The organism is Pseudomonas sp. BCA17 (assembly GCF_004519405.1).
Taxonomy (GTDB): Bacteria; Pseudomonadota; Gammaproteobacteria; order Pseudomonadales; family Pseudomonadaceae; genus Aquipseudomonas.
The window spans coordinates 364,924-385,331 of the sequence record NZ_SGWI01000001.1 but is presented as its reverse complement, the minus strand read 5'-3'; the positions used below and the strand labels follow the sequence as shown (position 1 = coordinate 385,331).

The following is a 20,408-nucleotide window of genomic DNA, read 5'->3' as shown; positions in this document are numbered from 1 at the left end:
TCATTTTGGGTTTTCATGATGTTTCCATTGCTGATATTCGGCAGGCATGCAGATGGCGCAAGGGCGATAGCCCGCGGCGATCGCGCTGGGTTCGTCGAGGAAGAACACGCGATTTTTCACATAGCCTCCATGCGCGATCGCTTGCAGCGCCGCTCTGCAATCGAGCTTGCCGTAACGTTTGCCCTGCCGATGGCCGCCCAGCGTTCCCGGTTGGCTACTGGGGCAGGGATTACCTGCTGGGCTCAATAGCATCCAGACACGCCGGTCATCCATGGACCCGCTCCGCTGCACAGTGAAAGTTCAGGAAAAACCCAAGCCGCTCGCCGCTTCTTACCCGGCTGATAGCGCGTTTCATCGTGACGCGGTAGTAGCCCTTGCTGCCTTTGAACGGCCGTTGCGCCGTGGTGGTGATGGCGATATCCCCCAGGCGCAGGGGCACCACCATCGGGCGTGACTGCATCCTCGGCCGCTGCTCGACCAGCACAAGCTCGCCGCCGGTGAAATCCTGGCCTGGAGCGGACAGCAACGCGACCAACTGAAACGGAAAACCCTGTTCGTCAGCTATATCCTGCCCAAGCTCCAGGTACTCGTCTTCACCCAAGCACAACAGTTGCGAGGGTTCCTCCCGTCGGCCGTCGCAGAGTTGCAGCGGGAACGCGTATGGCCGTTCGGCGATCAGGTTCCAGTGGTTTGCGATCTGCGCCAGGGGCGCATAAAACCCGTGCCTGAGGCGGTTCAGCAGCGCAGGGTGGTGTTCACGCTTCCAGTCGGGCGGGCTGAGGAATCCAGGCAGCACGACAAAGCCTTCCTGGTCGAGTGCCACACGGATACTGTGCCAATCAAGGGTGTCGATTCGGTGCATGCCGGCTCCAGTCATTCGAAGGCAGTTACAGGTGTCGCCGCCGTGAAAACAGAATAGGGCGCCCCTGGCATGGCAAAAACTCCGGTTCTTGCGATGGAAGTTCAAGCGCTGTTTAATCAGCCACATCTCGTGCCCCGCCTGGGCACGCTCAGATCCTGGAGAGCATGGATGCAATCGCTGCCTGTCGCTGCGCCAATCGTTGGCGCGTCACTTGAGCTGCGCCCACTGGCGCCAGGGGATTTTGAGGCGCTGTATCACGTCGCGTCCGACCCTTTGATCTGGGCTCAGCACCCCAGCCCTACGCGTTACCAGGAAGCGGTCTTTCGCGAATGGTTCAAAGACGCACTGATGTCGGACAGTGTGCTGGTGGTGATCGACCGTTCAAGCCACCAGGTGGTCGGCAGCTCGCGTTATTACGAGTTCAACGAGAAGGCACGCGAGGTCGCGATCGGCTACACCTTTCTGGCCCGCGAAAAATGGGGCGGTGGGGCGAACGGGGAACTCAAGCGCCTGATGCTCAGGCATGCCTTCCAGTGGGTCGACACGGTCTGGTTTCATATCGCGGCGCAGAATATTCGTTCGCAACGCGCCATGGAGAAAATCGGCGGGAAGTTCTCCCACTCGTCAATCAAACAACTGGCCCACGGCACGCAGGAAAATTTCTTTTATAAAGTCGAGCGCGCCACGTTTGAGCATCGGGAGTCGGTGACCGATACCTGAGCTCAGGTTGGGCTTGGCTGCTCCGCCAGTGCCAGGACCTGCTCGCGGAAAACCCTCACGATCGGGCGCAGGTCCACCCGGTGCCACGCGGCCCACAACCGTACGCAGGGCTTGAACCAGTCCAGCTCACGCAACACCACCGTCGGGCCTGCGCTGCTGGCCAGGCTGCTTTGCACCATGGCCAGGCCCAGTCCGGCGGACACCAGCCCGAGCACGCTCAATGGGTCGGTCGCCTCCAGCGACAAGCGCGGGACGAAACCGGCGTCGGCGCATCGGGCGATGAAGTCGTCGCGTTTATTGATCTGGTCGGGCTGGCTCCCGGTGATGATCCATTCCTGTTCATGCAGGTCGGCGGGGGTGAGTTCGGCCTTGGCCGCCAGCGGGTGTTCGGCTGGAATCGCCAGCAGCATGGGGTCGTTCAGCACGGGGAGAGCGAGCAGGTCAGGGTCGTTTTCGGGCGCAGGCTCGCAGACCAGGGCGATGTCCAGGCTGCGTTGGCGCAGGCCCTCGAACTGCTCGCGTGGGGTCATGTTGTAGAGCGCAATGTGGATCTGTGAGCGCTCGGCGCGGATTGCCCGCACGGCGCCTGGCAACACGCCGGCATGGATGGCGTGATTGACGTAGCCGATGCACAGGCCACCTTCCTCGCCACGTCCCAGGCGCTTGCCCAGGGACTCCAGGCGTTCGGCATGCTTGAGCAGCCCACGGGCCTCGGACAGGAAGGTGCGCCCGTCAGCGGTGAGGAATAGCCGCTGGTTGCGTCGTTCGAACAAGGCCAGGCCGAGGTGATCTTCGAGCTGGGCGATTTGCCGGCTCAGGGGCGATTGGGATATGTGCAGTTGTTCCGCTGCGCGGCCGACATTTTCGCATTCGGCGACGGCGACAAAATAGCGCAGCTGACGTAGATCTTGCATGGTACCTCCTGGGAATTGCCTTACCTTTTACTCGGGTGTTCCAGGCTTGACCAGCCGTCGCGTGCAAAGGGGCCGCCTTCGCTCAAGGCGTCGGCGACCCTGTCAATGGCGTGACTTCAAGCAGCTGGCACAGGCGCCAGAGCGCTGATCAGTCCTTGTTGGCGCAAAGCGTTCCAGAACGCGGCGGGAATCCGCGCACTCAGTGCTGCGTGGTCCTCGTTGGCGTGCAGCGGTCGCGTGGCCCCGGGGATCGCCGCGACCACGGCCGGGTGGGCCAGGGCAAACTGCAGGGCCGCGGCCTTGACGTCGACGCCGTGGGCGCGGGCGGCTTCACGCATGCGCTCAAGCTTGTCCAGCACCGGCTGGGTCGCCTTCTGGTATTCGAAGTGTTCTCCACCGGCAGTCACACCCGAGCTGTACGGGCCACCCACCACAATGCCGACACCTTGCTCCAGCGCTTGCGGCATCACGCGTTGCAGGGCGCGGTCGTGGTCCAGCAGCGAGTAACGGCCCGCCAGCAAGAACCCATCGGGTTGCGGTTCGTTCAGGTCCAGGGTCAACTCGATTGGCTCGACACGGTTTACACCCAGGCCCCAGGCCTTGATCACGCCTTCTTCACGCAGACGAGTCAGCACGCGGAACGCGCCTTTGCGCGCAGTCTCGAAGCGCTCCAGCCACTCGTCACCATAGAAGTCCTGGGCGATGTCATGAATCCAGACAATATCCAGGTGATCGGTTTTCAGGCGGCGCAAGCTGTCCTCAATCGAGCGCAAGGTAGCGTCGGCGCTGTAGTCATTGACGATACGGTTGCGGTTGCCGTATTCGAACAGGCCGCTCTTTTCGCCCAGTTCACGGCTACCCGGGTCTTCCAGTTCATCGAGGAGGATCCGGCCGACTTTGCTGCTCAGCACGTATTCGTCGCGAGGGCGGCCCATCAAGGCCTCACCCAATCGCGATTCGGAAAGGCCGGCACCGTAGAACGGTGCAGTGTCGAAATAACGGACGCCGTTGTTCCAGGCCGCATCGACCGTGGCTTGCACTTCGGCCTGTGGCACGTTGCGGAACATATTGCCCAGTGGCGCGGTGCCAAAACCCAGCGGGTTGGCGATAAGGGATTTGAGGCTCATCGGTATTTTCCTGGCAGGGGGAGCGTGTAATCACTCCGATGGCGGCCATGCTAAGGCGCACCTCCCAAGACCGTCCAAGTCATAATTAGACAGACTTGAGACCTTTCGTGCACAAGCCTCTTCCGGCAACCGGCTCAAGCTTGATCTCGATCAGGTGATCGCACCGGTTCTGGCTCTACCCTGGCGTCTCCATCAAAGGCCAGGGAAGGCTGAATGAATGCCACTGGCCGCGCATTCTCAAGGAAGAGTCCGTCATGCGGTCAATGAAGATCATCTTGTTGTCATCGGCGTTCAACGGTTTGACCCAGCGTGCCTGGCTGGACCTGCGTCAATCGGGTTACGACCCCAGCGTGGTGGTGTTCACGGATGAAGCCACGGTGTGCCGGCAAATTGAGGAGTCGGCGGCGGATCTCGTGATCTGTCCCTTCCTCAAGGACCGGGTACCACGCCAGCTATGGAGCAACCCGGATCGACCGATTGTGATCATTCATCCGGGTATCGTCGGTGATCGCGGCGCCAGTGCGTTGGACTGGGCCATCACGCAGCAGGTCAGCCGCTGGGGCGTCACGGCGCTGCAGGCGGTGGAAGAAATGGACGCGGGGCCGATCTGGTCGACGTTTGAATTCGATATGCCCAGCGATGTGCGCAAATCCGAGTTGTACAACGGTGCGGTGAGTGACGCGGCGATCTATTGCATTCGCGATGTGGTGGAAAAATTCGCCGGCGGTTTCGTGCCCACACCGCTCGATTACACGCAACCCAATGTCGTCGGGCGTTTGCAGCCGAATATGAAACAGATCGACCGCTCTTTCAGCTGGCACGATTGCGCGCGGTTCATCAAGCGCAGCATCGACGCCGCCGACGGGCAGCCTGGCGTGCTGGCGAGTCTCGCAGGTGGGCAATATTACCTCTACGACGCGCATCTGGATTCGCGCTGCGGCCTGCCGGGGGAGATTCTTGCGGTTCAGGACGACGCAGTGCTGGTTGCCGCCGGCGACCGGAGCGTGTGGATCGGTTCGCTCAAGCGCAAGGCCCAGCCAGGGGAGGAGACCTTCAAGTTACCGGCACGCCACGTGCTGGCCGGGCTGTTGGTGGATGTTCCGGTGCTGGACAGTTCAATCGCCGGCCGGGAGTGCAATGAGTTGGCCTATCAACCGATTCGCTACCGTGAGTTCGATCATGTTGGCGAACTGACCTTCGAGTTCTACAACGGTGCCATGAGCACCGAACAGTGCGGGCGGCTTGTCGCTGCACTGCGTTGGGCCAAGGCCCGCGATACACGGGTGCTGTTGATCAAGGGCGGGCGCGGGAGTTTTTCCAACGGCGTGCACCTTAATGTCATCCAGGCCGCGCCTGTGCCGGGGCTGGAGGCCTGGGCCAATATCCAGGCGATCGACGATGTTTGCCAGGAGTTGCTGACGTCCCGGCAACTGGTGGTCAGTGGCCTGACCGGCAGTGCCGGTGCGGGCGGTGTGATGCTGGCGCTGGCGGCCGACATCGTGTTCGCTCGTGCGGGTGTTGTGTTGAACCCTCATTACAAAACCATGGGCCTGTACGGTTCCGAGTACTGGAGCTACAGCCTGCCTCGCGCGGTCGGCAGTGAACAGGCGCACAAACTTACCGAAGAATGCCTGCCGATCAGCGCCGTCCAGGCGCGGCAATGCGGGATGGTGCAGGAGATCGGCCCACGTTGCCCGAGTGAGTTCGGCGCCTGGTTACTGCAAGAGGCCAAGCGCGCGTTGACTGATGGAAAATACGCTGCGTATCGCGCGCGCAAGGCCGCTATGGATTTCGAACAGATTGAGCTTTGCCGTCACCACGAGTTGGCCCAGATGGAGTTGGACATGGTGCACAACCGCCAGCAGTTTGCGCAGAAGTGCAGCAACTTCGTATTCAAGCGCAAGAGCTGCCAGACACCGCAGCGTTTGATTGCGCCCTGGGCAGTGACGCGTGAGAGCGTCCTGGTTGCCTGATGGGGTGTAAGACCCGGCCTCGTGTAGTGAGGCCGGGTTGAATAGCGTTGTAAAAGGGAATTTGGGTCGGACGGCGGGGTCCTACGATCTCCAATGTTGCTTGGAGGCACGCGATGCCACACAAGACCCTTCGGGTAGACGACAACGTTTCCGCAGATATTTCCAACCATCCAAAAGATATATTTTTTGCTGCCGTCGAAACGACTCGTATGCCGATGATCGTCACCGATCCGAATGCACCGGACAACCCGATCATTTTCGCCAACCAGGCGTTTCTGCAAATGACCGGTTACGCGCATGAGGAGATTGTCGGGAAAAACTGCCGCTTTCTTCAAGGCGCCGAGACTGATCCAGAGGTTGTGAACTCCCTCAGGGACGCAATAAAAAACAAGCAGGAATTCTCGACGGAAATTCTCAACTATAAGAAAGACGGAAGCAGTTTCTGGAATGCGCTTTTCATTTCTCCTATTCAAAATGAAAAAGGCGAGTTGATCTATTTTTTTGCATCGCAGTTAGACGTCAGCCGTCGCCGTGACGCTGAGGAAGGCCTGAGGCAGGCTCAGAAGATGGAGGCGCTGGGCCAACTGACAGGTGGTATTGCGCATGACTTCAACAATCTGCTGCAGGTGATCGGCGGCTATGTAGAGTTGATTGGCAGCGCCGTCGAAAAGCCTGAGCCGAGCTTGGAGCGAATCAAGCGAAGCGCGTTCCATGCCAAGTCTGCAGTGGAAAAAGCCAGCACGCTTACAAAGCAACTGTTGGCGTTTTCCCGCAAGCAGAAGCTACAGGGACGGGTTTTGAATTTAAATGCGCTCGTGCATTCGGTAGAGCCTTTAATAGAACGCACTTTTGGCAGCGCAGTTAAAGTCGAGTCTGATCTGGACGAGTCGCTGAAAAACTGCCGGATTGATCCCTCTCAGGCAGAAATGGCGCTGCTCAACATTTTCATAAATGCCCGGGATGCGTTGATCGGACGCAATGATCCAAAGGTTTTCGTTGAGACGCGCAATGTCGTGATCAAAGACCTGGCAACTTCCTATGATGGCTTGCTGCCTGGCTCCTACGTGAGCTTATCTGTCACCGACAATGGTATCGGCATGCCCGCGGCTATCCGTGATCGAGTGATGGACCCTTTCTTTACCACCAAAGATGAGGGCAAGGGATCGGGCCTGGGTCTATCGATGGTGTATGGATTTGCCAAACAGTCTGGCGGGGCCGCGCGGATCTACTCGGAGGAGGGGATTGGCACAACGCTTCGTTTGTACTTTCCAGTGGACAGCGCCTCTGTTTCTCCCGATGAACTCAGGCTCAAATCCGACAACCAGGATGGCTCCGAGAGGGTACTCATTGTTGAGGATCGGCCGGACGTGGCAGAGCTCGCCAAGATGGTGCTTGAGGATTATGGGTACACCACTGAAATATCGCTCAATGCACGCGAAGCGCTGAAGCGATATGAAGCGGGTGAAAAGTACGACCTTCTGTTCACCGACCTGATCATGCCCGGAGGGATGAATGGGGTAATGTTGGCAAGAGAGGTCAGGCGGCGAATGCCCAGTACCAAGGTGTTGCTGACCACTGGGTACGCAGAGAACTCCATCGAGCGTACAGACGTCGGCGGATCGGAGTTCGAGGTGATCTCCAAGCCGTATCTGCCACATGACCTCGCCCGTAAAGTCAGGCAGATCCTTGATTCCCCCGGGGGCGTTTGATGTGCTGTCTGGAATGACCGCAGTCGCGTAGATCTAACCGAAACGGGCAGGTGCTTGCGCTTTCGACCCCCCCCAGCGCCTGTTTTGTATGGGTGGCCTGTGGTCGCTTTGCTTCTATCGGTTGACGTCGTTTGAGGAGGTCCTGTGTCCACTTCCACGCTGACTTCGCGCATCTTCAGCAAGCCCCGCCATACGACGCATTATGTGGAGTCGGGACCTGCCGATGGGCCTCTGATGATGTTTCTGCATGGGTGGCCGGAGCTCTGTCTGGTCTGGCGTGCGCAGATGGAAGCGTTTGCTGCCCGGGGCTGGCACTGTGTTGCTCCTGACATGCGCGGCTATGGTCGCTCTTCCGCGCCGGCAGACGTCAATGCCTACACCATTGAAAACATCGTCGCAGACATGGTTGAACTTCATGACCATCTCGGCGGGATGCCTGCAATCTGGGTCGGGCACGATTGGGGCAGCGTTGTGGCAGGTGAACTGGTCGCTCATGCACCTCAGCGAAGCCGTGGTGTTGTGCTGGTTTCGGTCCCGTACTTCCCCTCCATGAACGCGTTGCCCACGCTCGTCCCACTCGTTGATCGAGCAATCTACCCGGCGGATCAATATCCAGACGGGCAATGGGACTATTACCGCTACTACAACACGCACTTTGCGTCTGCCGTCGCTGATCTTGATGCGGACAAGGCGGATTCGCTGGCGTCGATTTATCGACGAGGCGATCCTGCGAGTGTCACCAGGGTTGCTGCAAATGCCGAAGTGACCCGCAGAGGAGGGCGATTTGGCGAAGCGCATCGGGCTCCGCCCACCCGGCCAGACCTCGCGCTGTGGCCCGAGGCAGACTTCGCCGCACTGGTGCGGGCGTTTGAGGAACACGGCTTCCGCGCGCCTTGCGCATGGTACTTGAACGACGCTGCCAATATCGATTACGCCCACCGCGCGCCCAATGGCGGCCGCCTGTCCGTGCCCGTGCTGTTTGTGAACGGCGATTACGACCCGATGAACACCATCAAGGGCAATCAGTTGGGCGATCCAATGCGTGCGGCCTGCGCAGATCTGACCGTGAAGAGCTTGCCTGGCGGGCATTGGCTACCGGTGGAATGCAAGGAAGAGCTGGTTGAAGCCATCAGTGCCTGGCTACCGAGAGTTGTGCAGACAGCGATTCAGGGGGAGGGGGCGTAGCGGTGTTGGATGGTGTTCGTCGGAGGAAGCCGTGGGCGGGAATTGCGGAACAGGTATCAGAATTGCGGAACAAAAAAGATAAGGGCCTGCATGAAGTAAATCATGCAAGCCCTTGATATCTATGGTGCCCGAACCCGGAATCGAACCGGGACGCCCTTACGAGCGGGGGATTTTAAGTCCCATGCGTCTACCAGTTTCGCCATTCGGGCGGTAGCGCGGTGTAGCAGGGTTGGGAATATATAGAGCCTGGCGCATTGGTGCAAGGTTCTTACTTAAAAGCCGGGTTAAAAAAGCTTGTGAGATCAGTAGTCTACAAAGATCGACAGGGTGCTTTCCGAGGGGGCTGGAGTGGCGGGAACAAGTGGCACTGCCTGCAAGGCAGGGCTCGGTTTTCTCATCGCTCGCTTCACGCTACCCTGTGGCGTCAACCATAAAAAGGAATGCATGATGAGCGTCGAAAACCAGCCACTGGAGGGCAGTTGCCGCTGTAACCGGGTGCGCTTCAGTGTCAGCTTGCCCGAGGTGATCACCATGGCCTGCCATTGCAGCGGTTGCCAGAAAATGACCGCCAGCGCGTTTTCCCTCAGCGCCTTGATTCCCGCCAGCGGATTCACCGTGACCCAAGGCTGCCCGGTCATCGGTGGGCTGCATGGCGTGGACCGCCACTATTGCTGCCCCCATTGCATGAGCTGGCTCTTTACACGCCCCCACGGCATCGACGAGTTCGTCAACGTGCGTGCCACGTTGCTGGATAACGCGGCGGGTTACGTACCTTTTATGGAAACCTGGACCAGCGAAAAACTTCCCTGGGCTTCCACGCCCGCGGTCGAGAGCTTTGCACAATTGCCGCAGCCCCAGGACTTTCCCCGCTTGTTGCAGGCTTACGCCGAGTTCGTTTCAGTCAATCAGCGCCAATAGATCCGTATCGCCCACGTCCACGCCGGCCTGGGTCAGCAGCGTGGTTGCCTGGCCCCGATGATGGGTCTGGTGATTGAAAAAGTGCAGCAGCAAGCTGAAGAACGGCTTGTCGGCAGGCATGCCGCGCATGTTGTGGTACTGCAGGCGATGGTCCAGGTCAGGCTCGCGCAACGTGTTGGCCCAATCGATGATCAGTTGATCCAGCCAGGCGCGTCGGGCCGAAAGCTCACGGATATCGGCGAACGCCAGTTGCTTGAGGTCGGTGGGTGTTGCGATCGCACTCAAGGGCGCCAACGCGGCAAAGCCTGCCGGGTGCAGGGCAAAGCGCTTGAGCCAGACCGTATCGCCTAGTGCAAGGTGATTCAGGGTGCCGAGGATCGAGCCGAAAAACGCCTGCCGATCCGCGCTTAACGCGGCGTCTGTCAATTGGCCGGCAGCGGCATAGACCTTCTGGTTCATCCACTGGTTGTAGCTCGCCATCAGTGCAATGTGCTCGATACGGTTCACCGGTTTTCTCCTTCAACGGCGCGATGGCGCCATCATAAGGCGTACCTGCTCGGCGGTCTTGGTATTCCGGCACGGGAGGGCTATGGTTGTTGGACCCCAATATCGCGCCCTGGGAGGGCGACATCATGAACACCAGCGATCTACTGGAACAACTGCTGCGCGCGGGACAGCAAAACGGCAGCGCTTCAAGCGGTGGCCTGGGCGGGTTGCTCGGTGGGTTACTCAACGGCACGGGTAATGCTGCTTCGGCGGGTGGCGGGTTGGGCGGATTGCTTGGCGGTCTCGGTGGTTTGTTGGGCGGTGCTCCTGCGGGCAACGCAACGCAGCAGCGTTCCGGTGGGATGAACTACGCGGCCCTGGCGTCGTTGGGGATGGCGGCGTTCCAGGCGTATCAGGCTTGGCAGCGCCAACAGGCATCTGCGCCGCAACAGGCGATCCAGACCGTCGACCAACTCGACGGGGCGGATGCCGAAGCCCATAGCCACGCCGTGTTGCGCGCGCTGATCGCGGCAGCCAAGGCCGACGGCAAGATCGATGAGCAGGAGCGGCAGATGATCTCCGCCGAGATAGGCCGTCATACGGATGACCCTCAACTGCAACAATGGCTCGACGCCGAAGTCGCCAAGCCATTGAATGCCGTAGATTTTGCCGAATATGCCGGTGACCCGGCACTGGCGTCGGAGATCTACCTGGCCAGCGTGATGCTGGTCAACGATCAACAAGACGCCGAGCGCAATTACCTGGATGAGCTGGCAGCGCAGTTGCAAATCGACCCGCAGTTGCAACTGCACCTGGAACAGCAGGCCAAGGCTTAAAAACGCAGGGTGGCGCCGGTGGTCAACCATGAGTTGTGATCACCGGTGAGGTTTTGCCCAACCACCAGGTCTATGTCAACCAGCTCACCCACGTGAAAGCGTGGCCCGGCCTGCCAGGCCTGGTCGCCACCCTCCTGGCCGTAGCGTTCAGCAATCAGCGTGAGCGCATTGGCTACCTGGTATTCGAAGCCTGTGCCCCATGTCAGCCGGTGACGCTGTTCGCCGCCGTTATAGGCATGGGTCCAGCCGCCATTGAAGTTCAAGCGCAGCGCTTCAACAGGTTGCCAGGTCAGTGGCACGTTGAAATCGGCGCCGTCGAAGGCGTGGCTGCGGTCGAGTGCAAAGTGGCTGGTGGCGGAAATGGCCAGTTGCAATCCCAGATCTTGCCGTGACCACACTTGCGCTTTGAGCTGCGGGCTGACCTGCGTTTCGGCATCTCCCGCATCGCTGGCGCGGGACAGCGCGGCACTCCATTGCACCGCAGGCAGTGCGCTGAATGTGCAGGCCGGATTCAGGGTTTCGTTATGAATGTTGCCCTGGTGCCGATTGGCGGTGTACCAGGCATCGACATTGCACGTTCCCGGATCGTTCACCGCGCCGTCGTCGACCACGTAGGCGCCACCGGCTGCCTGGGCTTTGGAAAATAGCGCGATGAGCAAAACAAGGCCCAGGGTTGCGCCAATGAAGATCAGGTTGCGTTGCAATGCGCGGCGCTTGGCCGGCGGTAACAGCAACAGCGTGTGACGAGCCCCCCGATAGTGGCGTGCGCGATATTTGGCAAACCCATCAGGACGATGAGGGGTGTGTTTTTTGTGCATGATGCACCTCGCTTGAATTCAGCTTTCTACGGTCAGCACCGAAATGCCGCTGGCTTTGGCCTGGCAGACCAGTTCCGAGGTGTCGTCACCGCCCGGCAGGGCGATGACCACGTCGGGCCGGCTGTCGGTCAGCATGAAATGATTGCGTTGGCGTTCCGCCTGTTTGCCATGGCGTTGCCAGTTGGGCGGGTAACGCACCACGTCGATGCCGATTTCCCGCGCCCACTCCTCGATGTCACTGCCGAGGAACTGGTTGCCGCCGTGAATTAATACCTGCATCGGCCGCAGGCGGTGGTAAGCGTCCAGCACTTGGCGGGACTTTTTTGTGTCGGCGTAATGACGACCTGCACAGATCAAGACGCGCATGTTCGAATCCTTGTGATGCGCGGTGGCGACCGGGCGGTCGCCACCGTTTAAACGGCGGGAGCGATCAGTACCACTGCTTGAAGCGGCGGATGTAGATCGTTTTCATCAGTTGGGCCACGCAGCAGTAGGCGAGCAGGGTGCCGACCAGCCATGGGAAGTACGCCAGCGGCAGCGGTTCCAGGCCCACCAGGGTGCCCAGCGGCGAGAACGGCACGTAGATCCCCAGGGCGATCACCACGCAGGTCATCATCAGCACCGGCCAGGCCGCCGTGCTCTGGAAGAACGGGATCTTGCGGGTGCGCAACATATGCACCACCAGGGTTTGCGAGAGCAGCCCCTCGATGAACCAGCCGGACTGGAACAGGGTCTGCATTTCCACACTGTTGGCGCTGAACACGTACCACATCAGGGCAAAGGTGGTGATGTCGAAGATCGACGAGGTCGGCCCGATCCAGATCATGAAGCGGCCGATGTTTTTCGCATCCCACTTGCGAGGTTTGGCCAGGTATTCCTTGTCCATCTTGTCCCACGGCAGCGCCAACTGGGAGATGTCGTACATCAGGTTTTGCAACAGCAGGTGGATCGCCAGCATCGGCATGAACGGAATGAACGCACTGGCCACCAGCACCGAGAACACGTTGCCGAAGTTGGAGCTGGCGGTCATGTTCAGGTACTTCATGATATTGCCGAAGGTTTCGCGGCCCTTGAGCACACCTTCTTCCAGCACCATCAGGCTCTTTTCCAAGAGGATGATGTCGGCCGATTCCTTGGCGATATCGGTGGCGGTGTCGACCGAAATACCCACGTCGGCATCGCGCAGCGCCGGTGCATCGTTGATACCGTCACCCAGGAAGCCCACGGTGTGGCCGTTGGCTTGCAGGGCCTTGAGTACCCGGGATTTCTGCAGCGGCGTCAGCTTGGCAAACACCGTGCGCTCTTCCACGCGGCGCAGCAGGGTGGCGTCGTCCATCGCTTCGATTTCCGCGCCCAGCAGCGGCTGGCCGGGTTCGAGGCCAACCTGGCGGCAGATCTTGGCGGTGACCACGGCGTTGTCGCCAGTCAACACTTTTACGGCCACGCCAATTTCTTGCAGTGCGGCAATTGCCGGGCCTGCGGTTTCCTTCGGTGGATCAAGGAAGGTCAGGAAGCCCTGGATCACCAGGTTGCGTTCGTCGGCGGTGGTGTACTGCTGGCGCGCCAGGGATTTGGGGATGTTGCGGGTCGCCAGCACCAGTACGCGGAAGCCGTCCTCGTTGTAGTCGTTGGCCAGCGCCAGCAGCTCTTCGCGGCGACGGTCATCGAGTGGCACTGCATCGCTGCCTTCCATCACATGGGTGGAAATGCTCAGCATCTCTTCCACGGCGCCCTTGCACACCAGCAACTGGTCGCCGGCGGCATCCTTGACCACGATCGACAGGCGACGGCGTACAAAGTCGAAGGGCAATTCATCCACTTTGCTGTAGGCAAACGGCACCTGGAACTTGGGGTTCTGCTCGGCGAACTGCACCACGGCCTGGTCCATCAGGTTCTTCATGCCGCTCTGGTGAAAACTGTTGAGCCAGGCCAGGGACAGTACCGCGTCGTCACGTTGGCCAAAGGCGTTGACGTGGTGTTCGAGGATGATTTTGTCCTGGGTCAGGGTGCCGGTCTTGTCGGTGCACAGCACGTCCATCGAACCGAAGTTCTGGATGGCATTCAGGCGCTTGACCACCACTTTGCGCTTGGCCATGGCCGTGGCGCCCTTGGCCAGGTTGGCGCTGACGATCATCGGCAGCATTTCCGGGGTGAGGCCGACGGCAACCGCCAAAGCAAACAGGAACGCGTCGCCCCAATCGCCTTTGGAGAAACCGTTGAGCAGGAATACGATTGGCACCATCACCAGCATGAAGCGGATCAGCAGCCAGCTGACGCTGTTCACCCCACGGTCGAAAGCCGTTTGCACGCGGGAGCCGACAATCGCTTTGGCCAGGGAACCGAAGTACGTGCGCGGCCCGGTTGCGACCACCACGGCCTTGGCGCGGCCGCTGACGACGTTGGTGCCCATGAAGCAGATGTTTGGCAGGTCCAGCAGGTTCCCTTGATCAGCCGCCAACGAAGACGCTGACTTCTGCGCCACATCCCCCAGGGTGTCGTATTTCTCCACCGGCAACGCTTCACCGGTCAGCACCGCCTGGCTGATAAACAGGTCACGGGATTCGATCAGGCGAATATCTGCCGGAATCATGTCGCCGGCCGACAACTGCACGATATCGCCGGCCACCAACTCACGCATCGGCACTTCGCGCAGGGTGGGCTGGGCGCCCACTTGCTCGCGGCGCAGCACGGTGGCGGTGGTGCGTACCATCGCCTTGAGCGCTTCGGCGGACTTGGCCGAGCGGTGCTCCTGCCAGAAGCGCAGCAGGCTGCTGAGCAATACCATGGTCATGATAATGATGACCTTGGTCGGGTCGGCTTCTTCGCCGGCCTGCATCGGTAACCAGCAGTCGGTGACAAAGCTGATGCCGCCCAGGGTCAGCAGTACATAGATGAAAGGGTTGTTCAGTGCCTGCAGGAACTGGACGATGGCGTGAGGCGGCTTGTCATGGGCCACTTCGTTGTAGCCTTCGCGCTGTAGACGCGCCGAGGCATCCAGTTCGGTCAGGCCATCCTGGGTTGCCCGTACATTGGCGAGGGTGGCCGACAGGCCGTTCTGGGCTTCGCGGGCGGCACGCATCGACAGCTTGGTGTCGGTTGCGGTGCCATTTTTCTTGTGCAGAGGCGTGTTTTTTACGGCGCTCATTGTCTGTACTCCTGTCGCCAATTCTCGACAAAACATACCCGGTACTTACCTGATTGCAGGCGAGCGAAAGCATGCCGAGCCGCGGACTTCGCGATCGGTTTAAATAAAGTGCTTGATAACTTTTAGAGGGCCCGCTTAGTGCGCGTTAATTAACTAACGCGCAGCGGGCTACTACTGGACTTGTTCATAAAGAACTCCAGACGGTTAATCGGGAAAGTTGTGGTTTCCAGCAGGCTCAGGCTGCGCGAGCACTCACGTAGAGGCTAAGCATCAGGCTCGCTTGAACGAGGCTGGAAACGCTCCGTCTCTGCGGGTCTTGAGGGTCGGCGTGATCCCAGTGCTGAACCAATTGGCCAGTGGTTGGGCAGACACGCCAATGCGCCAGCATCGGAGCCGGGCGTAAAGGGGAGGAGGAGGGTGCAGCAAAGGCCGAACGAGCAGCCGGGAAACCTGCGGGCACGCGGCATAGCTTGGCGCGCAGGGCCGAGGCCAGCGAGCGGATATCAGGCAAAACAAAGGGTTGAAGGGTCATAACACACCTCGGGACCGGACGGGCGACCGGCGAGGCAGTTACGGTGGAGCATCAAGCTCTAGCGCAGCTTACCGGACCGGGGAGGCGAGTCCTGTCATATTCTGGGTTTGGCGCCCGATGCCCGCAGAGGCGGTGCTCGGACAGCGACTAGATACTGTGTCCATTGGCTTCTTTTGTGAGGTTTAAAAAAGGCCCCAGTTGCGGGCAGGGGCAATCTACTCAGCCAGTTACAAAATGTCAACGCATGATTAATTAAATGACCCGGCGTTCAGAGTTTATTCAGATAAGAGGCATGGGGAAGTTGCGACATATATAACTTCATACGCCAAGTGCGGCGAGGTAGGCGAGATACAACAGTACCAACCCGCAGGCGCCATAACTGAAGCGTTGCAGGCGCGTCGATGCGTTCTTGCGCAACAGGTTGACCAGCGTAGCCACCACAAAGCACGACAGCACCGAGGCCAGCATGAAACCGGCAAAAAACATCAGGGTCTGCCCATGAGTGGGTGTGGCGCCGACGATCCCGGACAATGCACTGCCAAGGGCGCCCCAATACACAATGTTCTTTGGGTTGGCCAGGGAAATGGCGGCGCCTACCGCCAGCGCGTTCTGCCCGGAGCGGGCTGGCGCAGCTTGCGTTTGCGGCAGGTGCCAGGCGTCCATCAGGCCGCGCACACCCAGCCAGGCCAGGTACAGCGCGCAGAGTACGGTCAGCGGTACGCGCACAGCATCATGCTGGATCAGCACGGCGATACCGGTCAGGCCGATCACAGCCCACACGGCATCGCCTACCAGAGAGCCGAACTGAACGAGCAGGGCCGGAGTGAAACCCTGGAGCAAACCACGGCGCAACGTCTCTGCGAGCACTGCGCCGGGTGAGAGGCAAAACACAAAACCGAATACCAGTGCGTAAAAAAAGATCGTCAACATGCCTGATGCCAGTCAGTTAAGAGGGAGAAAGGCTAAAAAATAACCTGTTGCGAGGGAGCTTGCTCCCGTTGGACTGCGCAGCAGTCCCATGTTTTGTAAACAGAGAGCGGGGCCGCTTCGCGGCTCAACGGGAGCAAGCTCCCTCGCCACACATACAGCGTTCACCCTTAACTGACTGGCATTAGTCAACATGCCTGCTCTCCCTTGAGTGATGGCAGGCAGTGTGCAAGCGGATGGAAACTATCGTCTTGGACCAGATTGCGATTTCAGCGCTGCAACAGATTTTGATAGCGGCCGGGGGTGATACCGTAGGCGGCGCGGAAATGCCGATTGAGGTGGCTCTGGTCGGCAAAACCCAGGTCCTGGGCCACTTCACAAGGTTGCAGCCCCATGCGCAGCAGACCTTTGGCGCGCCGGGTGCGAAGTTGCATGGCCCATTGTCGCGGACTAAGGCCTGTCTCTTTCTGAAACACGCGCAAGAGATGAAATCTGGACAGTCCCAACTCATCGCCAAGGTGTTCCAGAGGCAGCGTCTGATGAAGTTGCGCCGCGAGCAACTCCTGGGCGCGGCTGATCATGCGTTTCCCTGCCGGTGCACTTCCTGGCAGGCGCACACCGCTGCAACCCACCACCTCGCCAAGCAGTAGTACCAGCGCTTCTTCATTGAGTTCACGGACCAAGGCATCGCGACTCAATGCGCCTTTCACCGTCGTCGCGAGGCGTTGCGCCAGCTCCGGTTGAAAACACAGTGCACGATCAAACTCCAGCTGTGCCAGGCCCAGGTCGGTGGCCAATTGATCGGCCATGGCGTACACACTGACAAACTGCCAGGGAGCGCCCTCAGCAGCGCCACCGCCCTGAATCTGGCCCGGGTTGTACAGGGTGATGCTGCCCGGGCCTGCCTGGAACTCGCGACGGTCGAGCCACACGTTCTCTTCGCCGATCAGGTTCACGCCGATCACGCATTCATCGTGACTGTGACGGGCGAAGGACAGGCCGGTGCAGTTGGTACTGATGAGTTCGTAGTTGCCCAGCCAGGCGTGTTGCATCGCGTTCATCGGGTCAGCTCTGCAGTTGGGTGCGCCTTAGCATACGTAGCTGACCCAGGCTGCGAAAGTGTTCAGACACTCAGGCGCAGGGCGAGGGCGGCCAGGGTGATCAGCAGCACCGGCAGGGTCAGCACGATCCCGACCTTGAAGTAATAACCCCAGGTAATGGTGATGCCTTTGCGTGCCAGGATATGCAGCCATAACAACGTGGCCAGGCTGCCGATAGGCGTGATTTTCGGGCCCAGGTCGCTGCCGATCACGTTGGCGTAGATCATCGCGTCCTTGATCACGCCCACCGCGTGGCTGGATTCGATGGACAGCGCACCGATCAACACCGTCGGCAAGTTGTTCATGACCGACGACAGCAACGCCGTGAGCACGCCGGTGCCCATCGCCGCGCCCCACACACCGTAGGTGGCGAAGCTGTCCAGCCAGGTCGCCAGGTAGGTGGTAAGGCCGGCATTGCGCAGCCCGTAGACCACCAGGTACATGCCCAGGGAAAAGATCACGATCTGCCAGGGGGCTTCTTTGAGCACCTTGCGCGTGGAGATCTTGTGGCCTTTGGCAGCGATGACCAGCAGAAGCACGGCGCATGCGGCGGAAATCGCACTAATGGGAATGCCCAGTGGCTCCAGGGCAAAGCAACCGATCAGCAAAATACCGAGTACCCACCACCCGGCGCGAAAGGTCGCACGATCGTGGACGGCTTTTGCCGGGTCTTCCAGGTCGGCCGGGTCGTAGGCCTGTGGAATATCGCGCCGGAAGAACCACAGCAGCACCGCCAGCGTCGCCGCGACGCTGACCAGGTTCACTGGCACCATGACGGCGGCGTATGCGTTGAAGCCGATCTTGAAGTAATCCGCCGAGACGATGTTCACCAGGTTCGACACCACCAGCGGCAGGCTGGCCGTGTCCGCGATAAACCCGGCGCCCATGACGAAGGCAAGGGTCGCCGCCGGAGAAAAACGCAACGCCAGCAGCATCGACATCACGATAGGCGTGAGGATCAGTGCCGCGCCGTCGTTGGCAAACAGCGCCGATACGAGCGCACCGAGCAGCACCATATAGGCAAACAACCGCCGCCCGCGCCCACGGCCCCAGCGCGCCACGTGCAGTGCTGTCCAGGCAAAGAAACCGGCCTCGTCGAGCAACAGGCTGATGATGATCAGTGCCACAAACGTACCGGTGGCGTTCCAGATGATGTGCCACACCACCGGGATGTCCGCCAGGCTGATCACCCCGCAGGCCAGGGCCAGGATCGCGCCCATTGTGGCGCTCCAGCCGACGCCCAGACCTTTGGGCTGCCAGATGACCAGAACGATGGTGAAGAGAAAGATCGCAACGGCGACAAGCATGAATTAACGCTCCGATGGCTCAGCAGCAGGTGCCGGCCTGTTGTGGTGTTTGGCCTATTGTATCCAGGCGCCGTGCGTTGCTGTGCAACCATGGCGGTTTGTAATCCAAGGCATGGATCAGTTCGCGTGGGAAAAAGTTCGCCGTCGCGCAGGAACAATTACGCCAACAGCGCCTGGGGTGTGTCAGGCAAGTGCTTGAACAGGGCGGGAGATGCGGTCTGGCGTGACCAGGGACTTAAAAATCAGGCGCGTTCAGACCGACGGCTATTCCCTGTGCAAGGTCAAACCCTGAAACCATTGACGTGGATCAAATCCACCGCAATCGACCACAAGTGTTTGAAATTAAAATGAAACATGAATGTCCTAAAGTGCCTGCCCATTGCTGATGAAGGAAGATCCCGCGTGACCCGTGCCACTCGTAACCTGCGCAAAACCCTCGATTCCGTCGCGGACAATAACGAAACCGCGGCGTTTGACCTGATGCGTGCCGTCGAAAAACTCGGCGATGAGGTGCTGCGCCAACGCCTGCTCAATACGATTCACCGGCTCAACCAGGACGCCTATGAACTGCGCGAAGCGCGGGACTCGGTAGAGCAGGTGTCGGTAAAGCTCGCCTGAGCAAGATCGTTCAAGACAACCCCTGTCTGACGCTGGCATGCTTGTCGGATGTTTGTCGATGAGCCGTTTCCATGCCTGCCGCCTTACCTCATTACGCCTTCGCCCGCGGTGCAATCGCCGTTATTCCTTTATCCCTGGCCTGTGCGCCGTGGGGGCTGCTCGCCGGCTCCATGGCAATCGACGCGCAGTTCACGCCGCTGCAAGCCCAGGGTTTGTCCGCTATTGTCTTCGCCGGCGCCGCACAACTGGTGGCGATCGGTATGGTCAAGAGCGGCGCGAGCCTGATTTCTATCGTCCTGACCACGCTGCTGCTGACGTCCCAGCACTTGCTGTATGGCATGCACATGCGCCCGACACTGTCCTCGCTCAACACCCGCTGGCGCATCAGCCTGGGGTTCCTGCTGACCGATGAATTCTTCGCCCTGGTCAACCACTATGACCGTGAGACGTTCAACCGCTGGTATGCCCTGGGCGTTGGCCTGACGTTTTATATCGCCTGGAACCTCTTTACCCTGGCCGGCATCGTGCTGGGCAAAAGTATTCCCGGGCTTGATCAACTGGGCTTGGAGTTTTCCATTGCGGCCACCTTCATTGCCTTGATCACGCCGGTGGTGCGCGATGTGCCGACGGTGGTGTGTGTGGCGATTTCCCTGTTGTGCTCGGTATGGCTGAGCTTTTTGCATTGGGAGTCGGCGGTGGTGGTGTCCGGCTTGTTGGGGATGAGTGCAGGCTATGCGTGCAAGCGGCTCGGAGTGGGACAAGCATGATCTACATCATGATAGTGACCATGGGCCTGGTGGTATTTCTCAACCGCTACCTGTTTATCGAACCACGCCTGCCGGTGCGCCTTAACCGCGGCGCCCGGGAGTTCCTGGGGTTTGCGGTGCCGGGCATGCTCACGGCCATTTGTGGGCCGATCATTTTTCTAGCGGAGCACCGGCTCAACCTGAGCCCGACCAACCCTTATCTGCTCGCGGGTGTCTGCGCGGTAGCGCTGATGTTCTGGACGCGCAGCGTGCTGATTACGGTGCTGCTGAGCATGGCGCTGTTCTATCTGTTCCGCTGGTTCTTCTGACGCACAAGCAAAAAAAGCCCGCGGGAGGGCGGGCCGAAGGGAGACTTCTTAAAAATGAGCCTGGTCACTATAAACGGCGCATTTTGCTTTTACCGTGAAACAAAGTTCATGCGCGCGTCAGTTAAGCCTGCGGCGATGGTACAGTCGCGGTTTTTC

Annotated in this window: 21 protein-coding genes and 1 tRNA gene; 9 read left to right on the top strand and 13 right to left on the bottom strand. The window is 59.8% G+C overall.

Features of this window, described 5'->3' with window-relative positions:
• Together EXW71_RS01630 and EXW71_RS01625 are read right to left on the bottom strand one after the other, a co-directional pair.
• Entirely contained in the window at positions 1-273 is a 273-nt protein-coding gene (locus tag EXW71_RS01630; protein ID WP_134657312.1) for an Ada metal-binding domain-containing protein, read from the bottom strand.
• Positions 266-862 carry a 2OG-Fe(II) oxygenase gene (locus tag EXW71_RS01625; RefSeq protein ID WP_134657311.1) on the bottom strand — a complete coding sequence of 199 codons (597 nt, stop codon included), beginning with the start codon at positions 860-862 and terminating at the stop codon, positions 266-268. The genes EXW71_RS01630 and EXW71_RS01625 overlap by 8 nt, the downstream gene beginning before the upstream one ends.
• Before the next feature lie 168 nt (positions 863-1,030).
• Here EXW71_RS01625 and EXW71_RS01620 point away from each other — a divergent pair, with 168 nt between their 5' ends.
• Positions 1,031-1,582 (top strand): GNAT family N-acetyltransferase, encoded by a 552-nt coding sequence (locus tag EXW71_RS01620; protein ID WP_134657310.1) that lies wholly within the window; start codon positions 1,031-1,033, stop codon positions 1,580-1,582.
• 2 nt (positions 1,583-1,584) lie between these two features.
• Here EXW71_RS01620 and EXW71_RS01615 read toward each other — a convergent pair whose 3' ends face one another.
• Positions 1,585-2,496 (bottom strand): LysR family transcriptional regulator, encoded by a 912-nt coding sequence (locus tag EXW71_RS01615; RefSeq protein WP_134657309.1) that lies wholly within the window; start codon positions 2,494-2,496, stop codon positions 1,585-1,587.
• Positions 2,497-2,612: 116 nt separating this feature from the next.
• A complete protein-coding gene (locus tag EXW71_RS01610; RefSeq protein ID WP_134657308.1) occupies positions 2,613-3,623 on the bottom strand; it encodes an aldo/keto reductase in 1,011 nt (336 codons plus the stop codon).
• A 254-nt stretch (positions 3,624-3,877) separates the two neighbouring features.
• Here EXW71_RS01610 and EXW71_RS01605 point away from each other — a divergent pair, with 254 nt between their 5' ends.
• From EXW71_RS01605 to EXW71_RS01595, 3 genes are all read left to right on the top strand, one after another.
• Positions 3,878-5,596, top strand: coding sequence for a hydrogenase maturation protein (locus EXW71_RS01605; RefSeq protein ID WP_134657307.1), 1,719 nt, complete (start codon positions 3,878-3,880; stop codon positions 5,594-5,596).
• A gap of 113 nt (positions 5,597-5,709) precedes the next feature.
• The gene (locus EXW71_RS01600) at positions 5,710-7,305 is read left to right on the top strand and encodes a histidine kinase famiy protein (protein WP_134657306.1); all 1,596 of its coding nucleotides are present in this window, start codon (positions 5,710-5,712) and stop codon (positions 7,303-7,305) included.
• 144 nt (positions 7,306-7,449) lie between these two features.
• Complete coding sequence (locus EXW71_RS01595) at positions 7,450-8,490, top strand: alpha/beta fold hydrolase (RefSeq protein ID WP_134657305.1); 1,041 nt, start codon at positions 7,450-7,452, stop codon at positions 8,488-8,490.
• Between the two features lie 122 nt (positions 8,491-8,612).
• Here the strand turns inward: EXW71_RS01595 and EXW71_RS01590 are convergent.
• A tRNA-Leu gene (locus tag EXW71_RS01590) sits at positions 8,613-8,699 on the bottom strand.
• Between the two features lie 238 nt (positions 8,700-8,937).
• Here EXW71_RS01590 and EXW71_RS01585 point away from each other — a divergent pair.
• Positions 8,938-9,408, top strand: a complete 471-nt coding sequence (locus EXW71_RS01585; RefSeq protein WP_123718463.1) for a GFA family protein — start codon at positions 8,938-8,940, stop codon at positions 9,406-9,408.
• Here the strand turns inward: EXW71_RS01585 and EXW71_RS01580 are convergent.
• On the bottom strand, positions 9,388-9,915 hold the full coding sequence (locus EXW71_RS01580) for a DinB family protein (protein ID WP_134657304.1): 528 nt from the start codon (positions 9,913-9,915) through the stop codon (positions 9,388-9,390). The two genes, EXW71_RS01585 and EXW71_RS01580, sit on opposite strands and share 21 nt — an antisense overlap.
• A 125-nt stretch (positions 9,916-10,040) precedes the next feature.
• Here EXW71_RS01580 and EXW71_RS01575 point away from each other — a divergent pair, with 125 nt between their 5' ends.
• Positions 10,041-10,730, top strand: coding sequence for a tellurite resistance TerB family protein (locus tag EXW71_RS01575; RefSeq protein ID WP_134657303.1), 690 nt, complete (start codon positions 10,041-10,043; stop codon positions 10,728-10,730).
• On the opposite strand, the gene EXW71_RS01570 is transcribed toward EXW71_RS01575, so the two are convergent.
• From EXW71_RS01570 to EXW71_RS01540, 7 genes are all read right to left on the bottom strand, one after another.
• Positions 10,727-11,548, bottom strand: a complete 822-nt coding sequence (locus EXW71_RS01570; protein ID WP_134657302.1) for a hypothetical protein — start codon at positions 11,546-11,548, stop codon at positions 10,727-10,729. The genes EXW71_RS01575 and EXW71_RS01570 overlap by 4 nt on opposite strands.
• 18 nt (positions 11,549-11,566) lie before the next feature.
• On the bottom strand, positions 11,567-11,914 hold the full coding sequence (locus tag EXW71_RS01565; RefSeq protein WP_123718460.1) for a DUF2493 domain-containing protein: 348 nt from the start codon (positions 11,912-11,914) through the stop codon (positions 11,567-11,569).
• Positions 11,915-11,978: 64 nt separating this feature from the next.
• Positions 11,979-14,693, bottom strand: a complete 2,715-nt coding sequence (gene mgtA / locus EXW71_RS01560) for a magnesium-translocating P-type ATPase (RefSeq protein WP_134657301.1) — start codon at positions 14,691-14,693, stop codon at positions 11,979-11,981.
• Between the two features lie 235 nt (positions 14,694-14,928).
• Positions 14,929-15,225: a hypothetical protein gene (locus EXW71_RS28925; RefSeq protein WP_134657300.1), complete on the bottom strand. Its 297-nt coding sequence runs from the start codon at positions 15,223-15,225 to the stop codon at positions 14,929-14,931.
• A 318-nt stretch (positions 15,226-15,543) separates the two neighbouring features.
• Positions 15,544-16,155 (bottom strand): LysE family transporter, encoded by a 612-nt coding sequence (locus EXW71_RS01550; RefSeq protein WP_134657299.1) that lies wholly within the window; start codon positions 16,153-16,155, stop codon positions 15,544-15,546.
• A gap of 266 nt (positions 16,156-16,421) precedes the next feature.
• A complete protein-coding gene (locus tag EXW71_RS01545) occupies positions 16,422-17,213 on the bottom strand; it encodes an AraC family transcriptional regulator (RefSeq protein ID WP_123718456.1) in 792 nt (263 codons plus the stop codon).
• Between the two features lie 62 nt (positions 17,214-17,275).
• Positions 17,276-18,559 carry an arsenic transporter gene (locus EXW71_RS01540; protein WP_123718455.1) on the bottom strand — a complete coding sequence of 428 codons (1,284 nt, stop codon included), beginning with the start codon at positions 18,557-18,559 and terminating at the stop codon, positions 17,276-17,278.
• 402 nt (positions 18,560-18,961) lie between these two features.
• Here EXW71_RS01540 and EXW71_RS01535 point away from each other — a divergent pair, with 402 nt between their 5' ends.
• The 3 genes from EXW71_RS01535 to EXW71_RS01525 all read left to right on the top strand — a co-directional run bounded on the left by EXW71_RS01535 (position 18,962) and on the right by EXW71_RS01525 (position 20,252).
• The gene (locus tag EXW71_RS01535; RefSeq protein WP_078742613.1) at positions 18,962-19,177 is read left to right on the top strand and encodes a hypothetical protein; all 216 of its coding nucleotides are present in this window, start codon (positions 18,962-18,964) and stop codon (positions 19,175-19,177) included.
• A gap of 71 nt (positions 19,178-19,248) precedes the next feature.
• Positions 19,249-19,944, top strand: coding sequence for an AzlC family ABC transporter permease (locus EXW71_RS01530; RefSeq protein WP_123718454.1), 696 nt, complete (start codon positions 19,249-19,251; stop codon positions 19,942-19,944).
• Positions 19,941-20,252 (top strand): AzlD domain-containing protein, encoded by a 312-nt coding sequence (locus EXW71_RS01525; protein ID WP_123718453.1) that lies wholly within the window; start codon positions 19,941-19,943, stop codon positions 20,250-20,252. Before EXW71_RS01530 ends, EXW71_RS01525 begins: the two co-directional genes overlap by 4 nt.
• Positions 20,253-20,408: the final 156 nt, after the last annotated feature.

Bases quoted from the DNA above. Each gene is read 5' to 3' on its own strand.
- EXW71_RS01610 (WP_134657308.1), bottom strand. From the start codon at position 3,623: ATGAGCCTCAAATCCCTTATCGCCAACCCGCTGGGTTTTGGCACCGCG.
- EXW71_RS01565 (WP_123718460.1), bottom strand. From the start codon at position 11,914: ATGCGCGTCTTGATCTGTGCAGGTCGTCATTACGCCGACACAAAAAAG.
- EXW71_RS01620 (WP_134657310.1), top strand. From the start codon at position 1,031: ATGCAATCGCTGCCTGTCGCTGCGCCAATCGTTGGCGCGTCACTTGAG.
- EXW71_RS28925 (WP_134657300.1), bottom strand. From the start codon at position 15,225: ATGACCCTTCAACCCTTTGTTTTGCCTGATATCCGCTCGCTGGCCTCG.
- EXW71_RS01600 (WP_134657306.1), top strand. From the start codon at position 5,710: ATGCCACACAAGACCCTTCGGGTAGACGACAACGTTTCCGCAGATATT.
- EXW71_RS01625 (WP_134657311.1), bottom strand. From the start codon at position 862: ATGCACCGAATCGACACCCTTGATTGGCACAGTATCCGTGTGGCACTC.
- EXW71_RS01540 (WP_123718455.1), bottom strand. From the start codon at position 18,559: ATGCTTGTCGCCGTTGCGATCTTTCTCTTCACCATCGTTCTGGTCATC.
- EXW71_RS01575 (WP_134657303.1), top strand. From the start codon at position 10,041: ATGAACACCAGCGATCTACTGGAACAACTGCTGCGCGCGGGACAGCAA.
- EXW71_RS01545 (WP_123718456.1), bottom strand. From the start codon at position 17,213: ATGAACGCGATGCAACACGCCTGGCTGGGCAACTACGAACTCATCAGT.
- EXW71_RS01605 (WP_134657307.1), top strand. From the start codon at position 3,878: ATGCGGTCAATGAAGATCATCTTGTTGTCATCGGCGTTCAACGGTTTG.
- EXW71_RS01550 (WP_134657299.1), bottom strand. From the start codon at position 16,155: ATGTTGACGATCTTTTTTTACGCACTGGTATTCGGTTTTGTGTTTTGC.
- EXW71_RS01615 (WP_134657309.1), bottom strand. From the start codon at position 2,496: ATGCAAGATCTACGTCAGCTGCGCTATTTTGTCGCCGTCGCCGAATGC.
- EXW71_RS01570 (WP_134657302.1), bottom strand. From the start codon at position 11,548: ATGCACAAAAAACACACCCCTCATCGTCCTGATGGGTTTGCCAAATAT.
- EXW71_RS01530 (WP_123718454.1), top strand. From the start codon at position 19,249: ATGCCTGCCGCCTTACCTCATTACGCCTTCGCCCGCGGTGCAATCGCC.
- EXW71_RS01585 (WP_123718463.1), top strand. From the start codon at position 8,938: ATGAGCGTCGAAAACCAGCCACTGGAGGGCAGTTGCCGCTGTAACCGG.
- EXW71_RS01630 (WP_134657312.1), bottom strand. From the start codon at position 273: ATGGATGACCGGCGTGTCTGGATGCTATTGAGCCCAGCAGGTAATCCC.
- EXW71_RS01525 (WP_123718453.1), top strand. From the start codon at position 19,941: ATGATCTACATCATGATAGTGACCATGGGCCTGGTGGTATTTCTCAAC.
- mgtA (WP_134657301.1), bottom strand. From the start codon at position 14,693: ATGAGCGCCGTAAAAAACACGCCTCTGCACAAGAAAAATGGCACCGCA.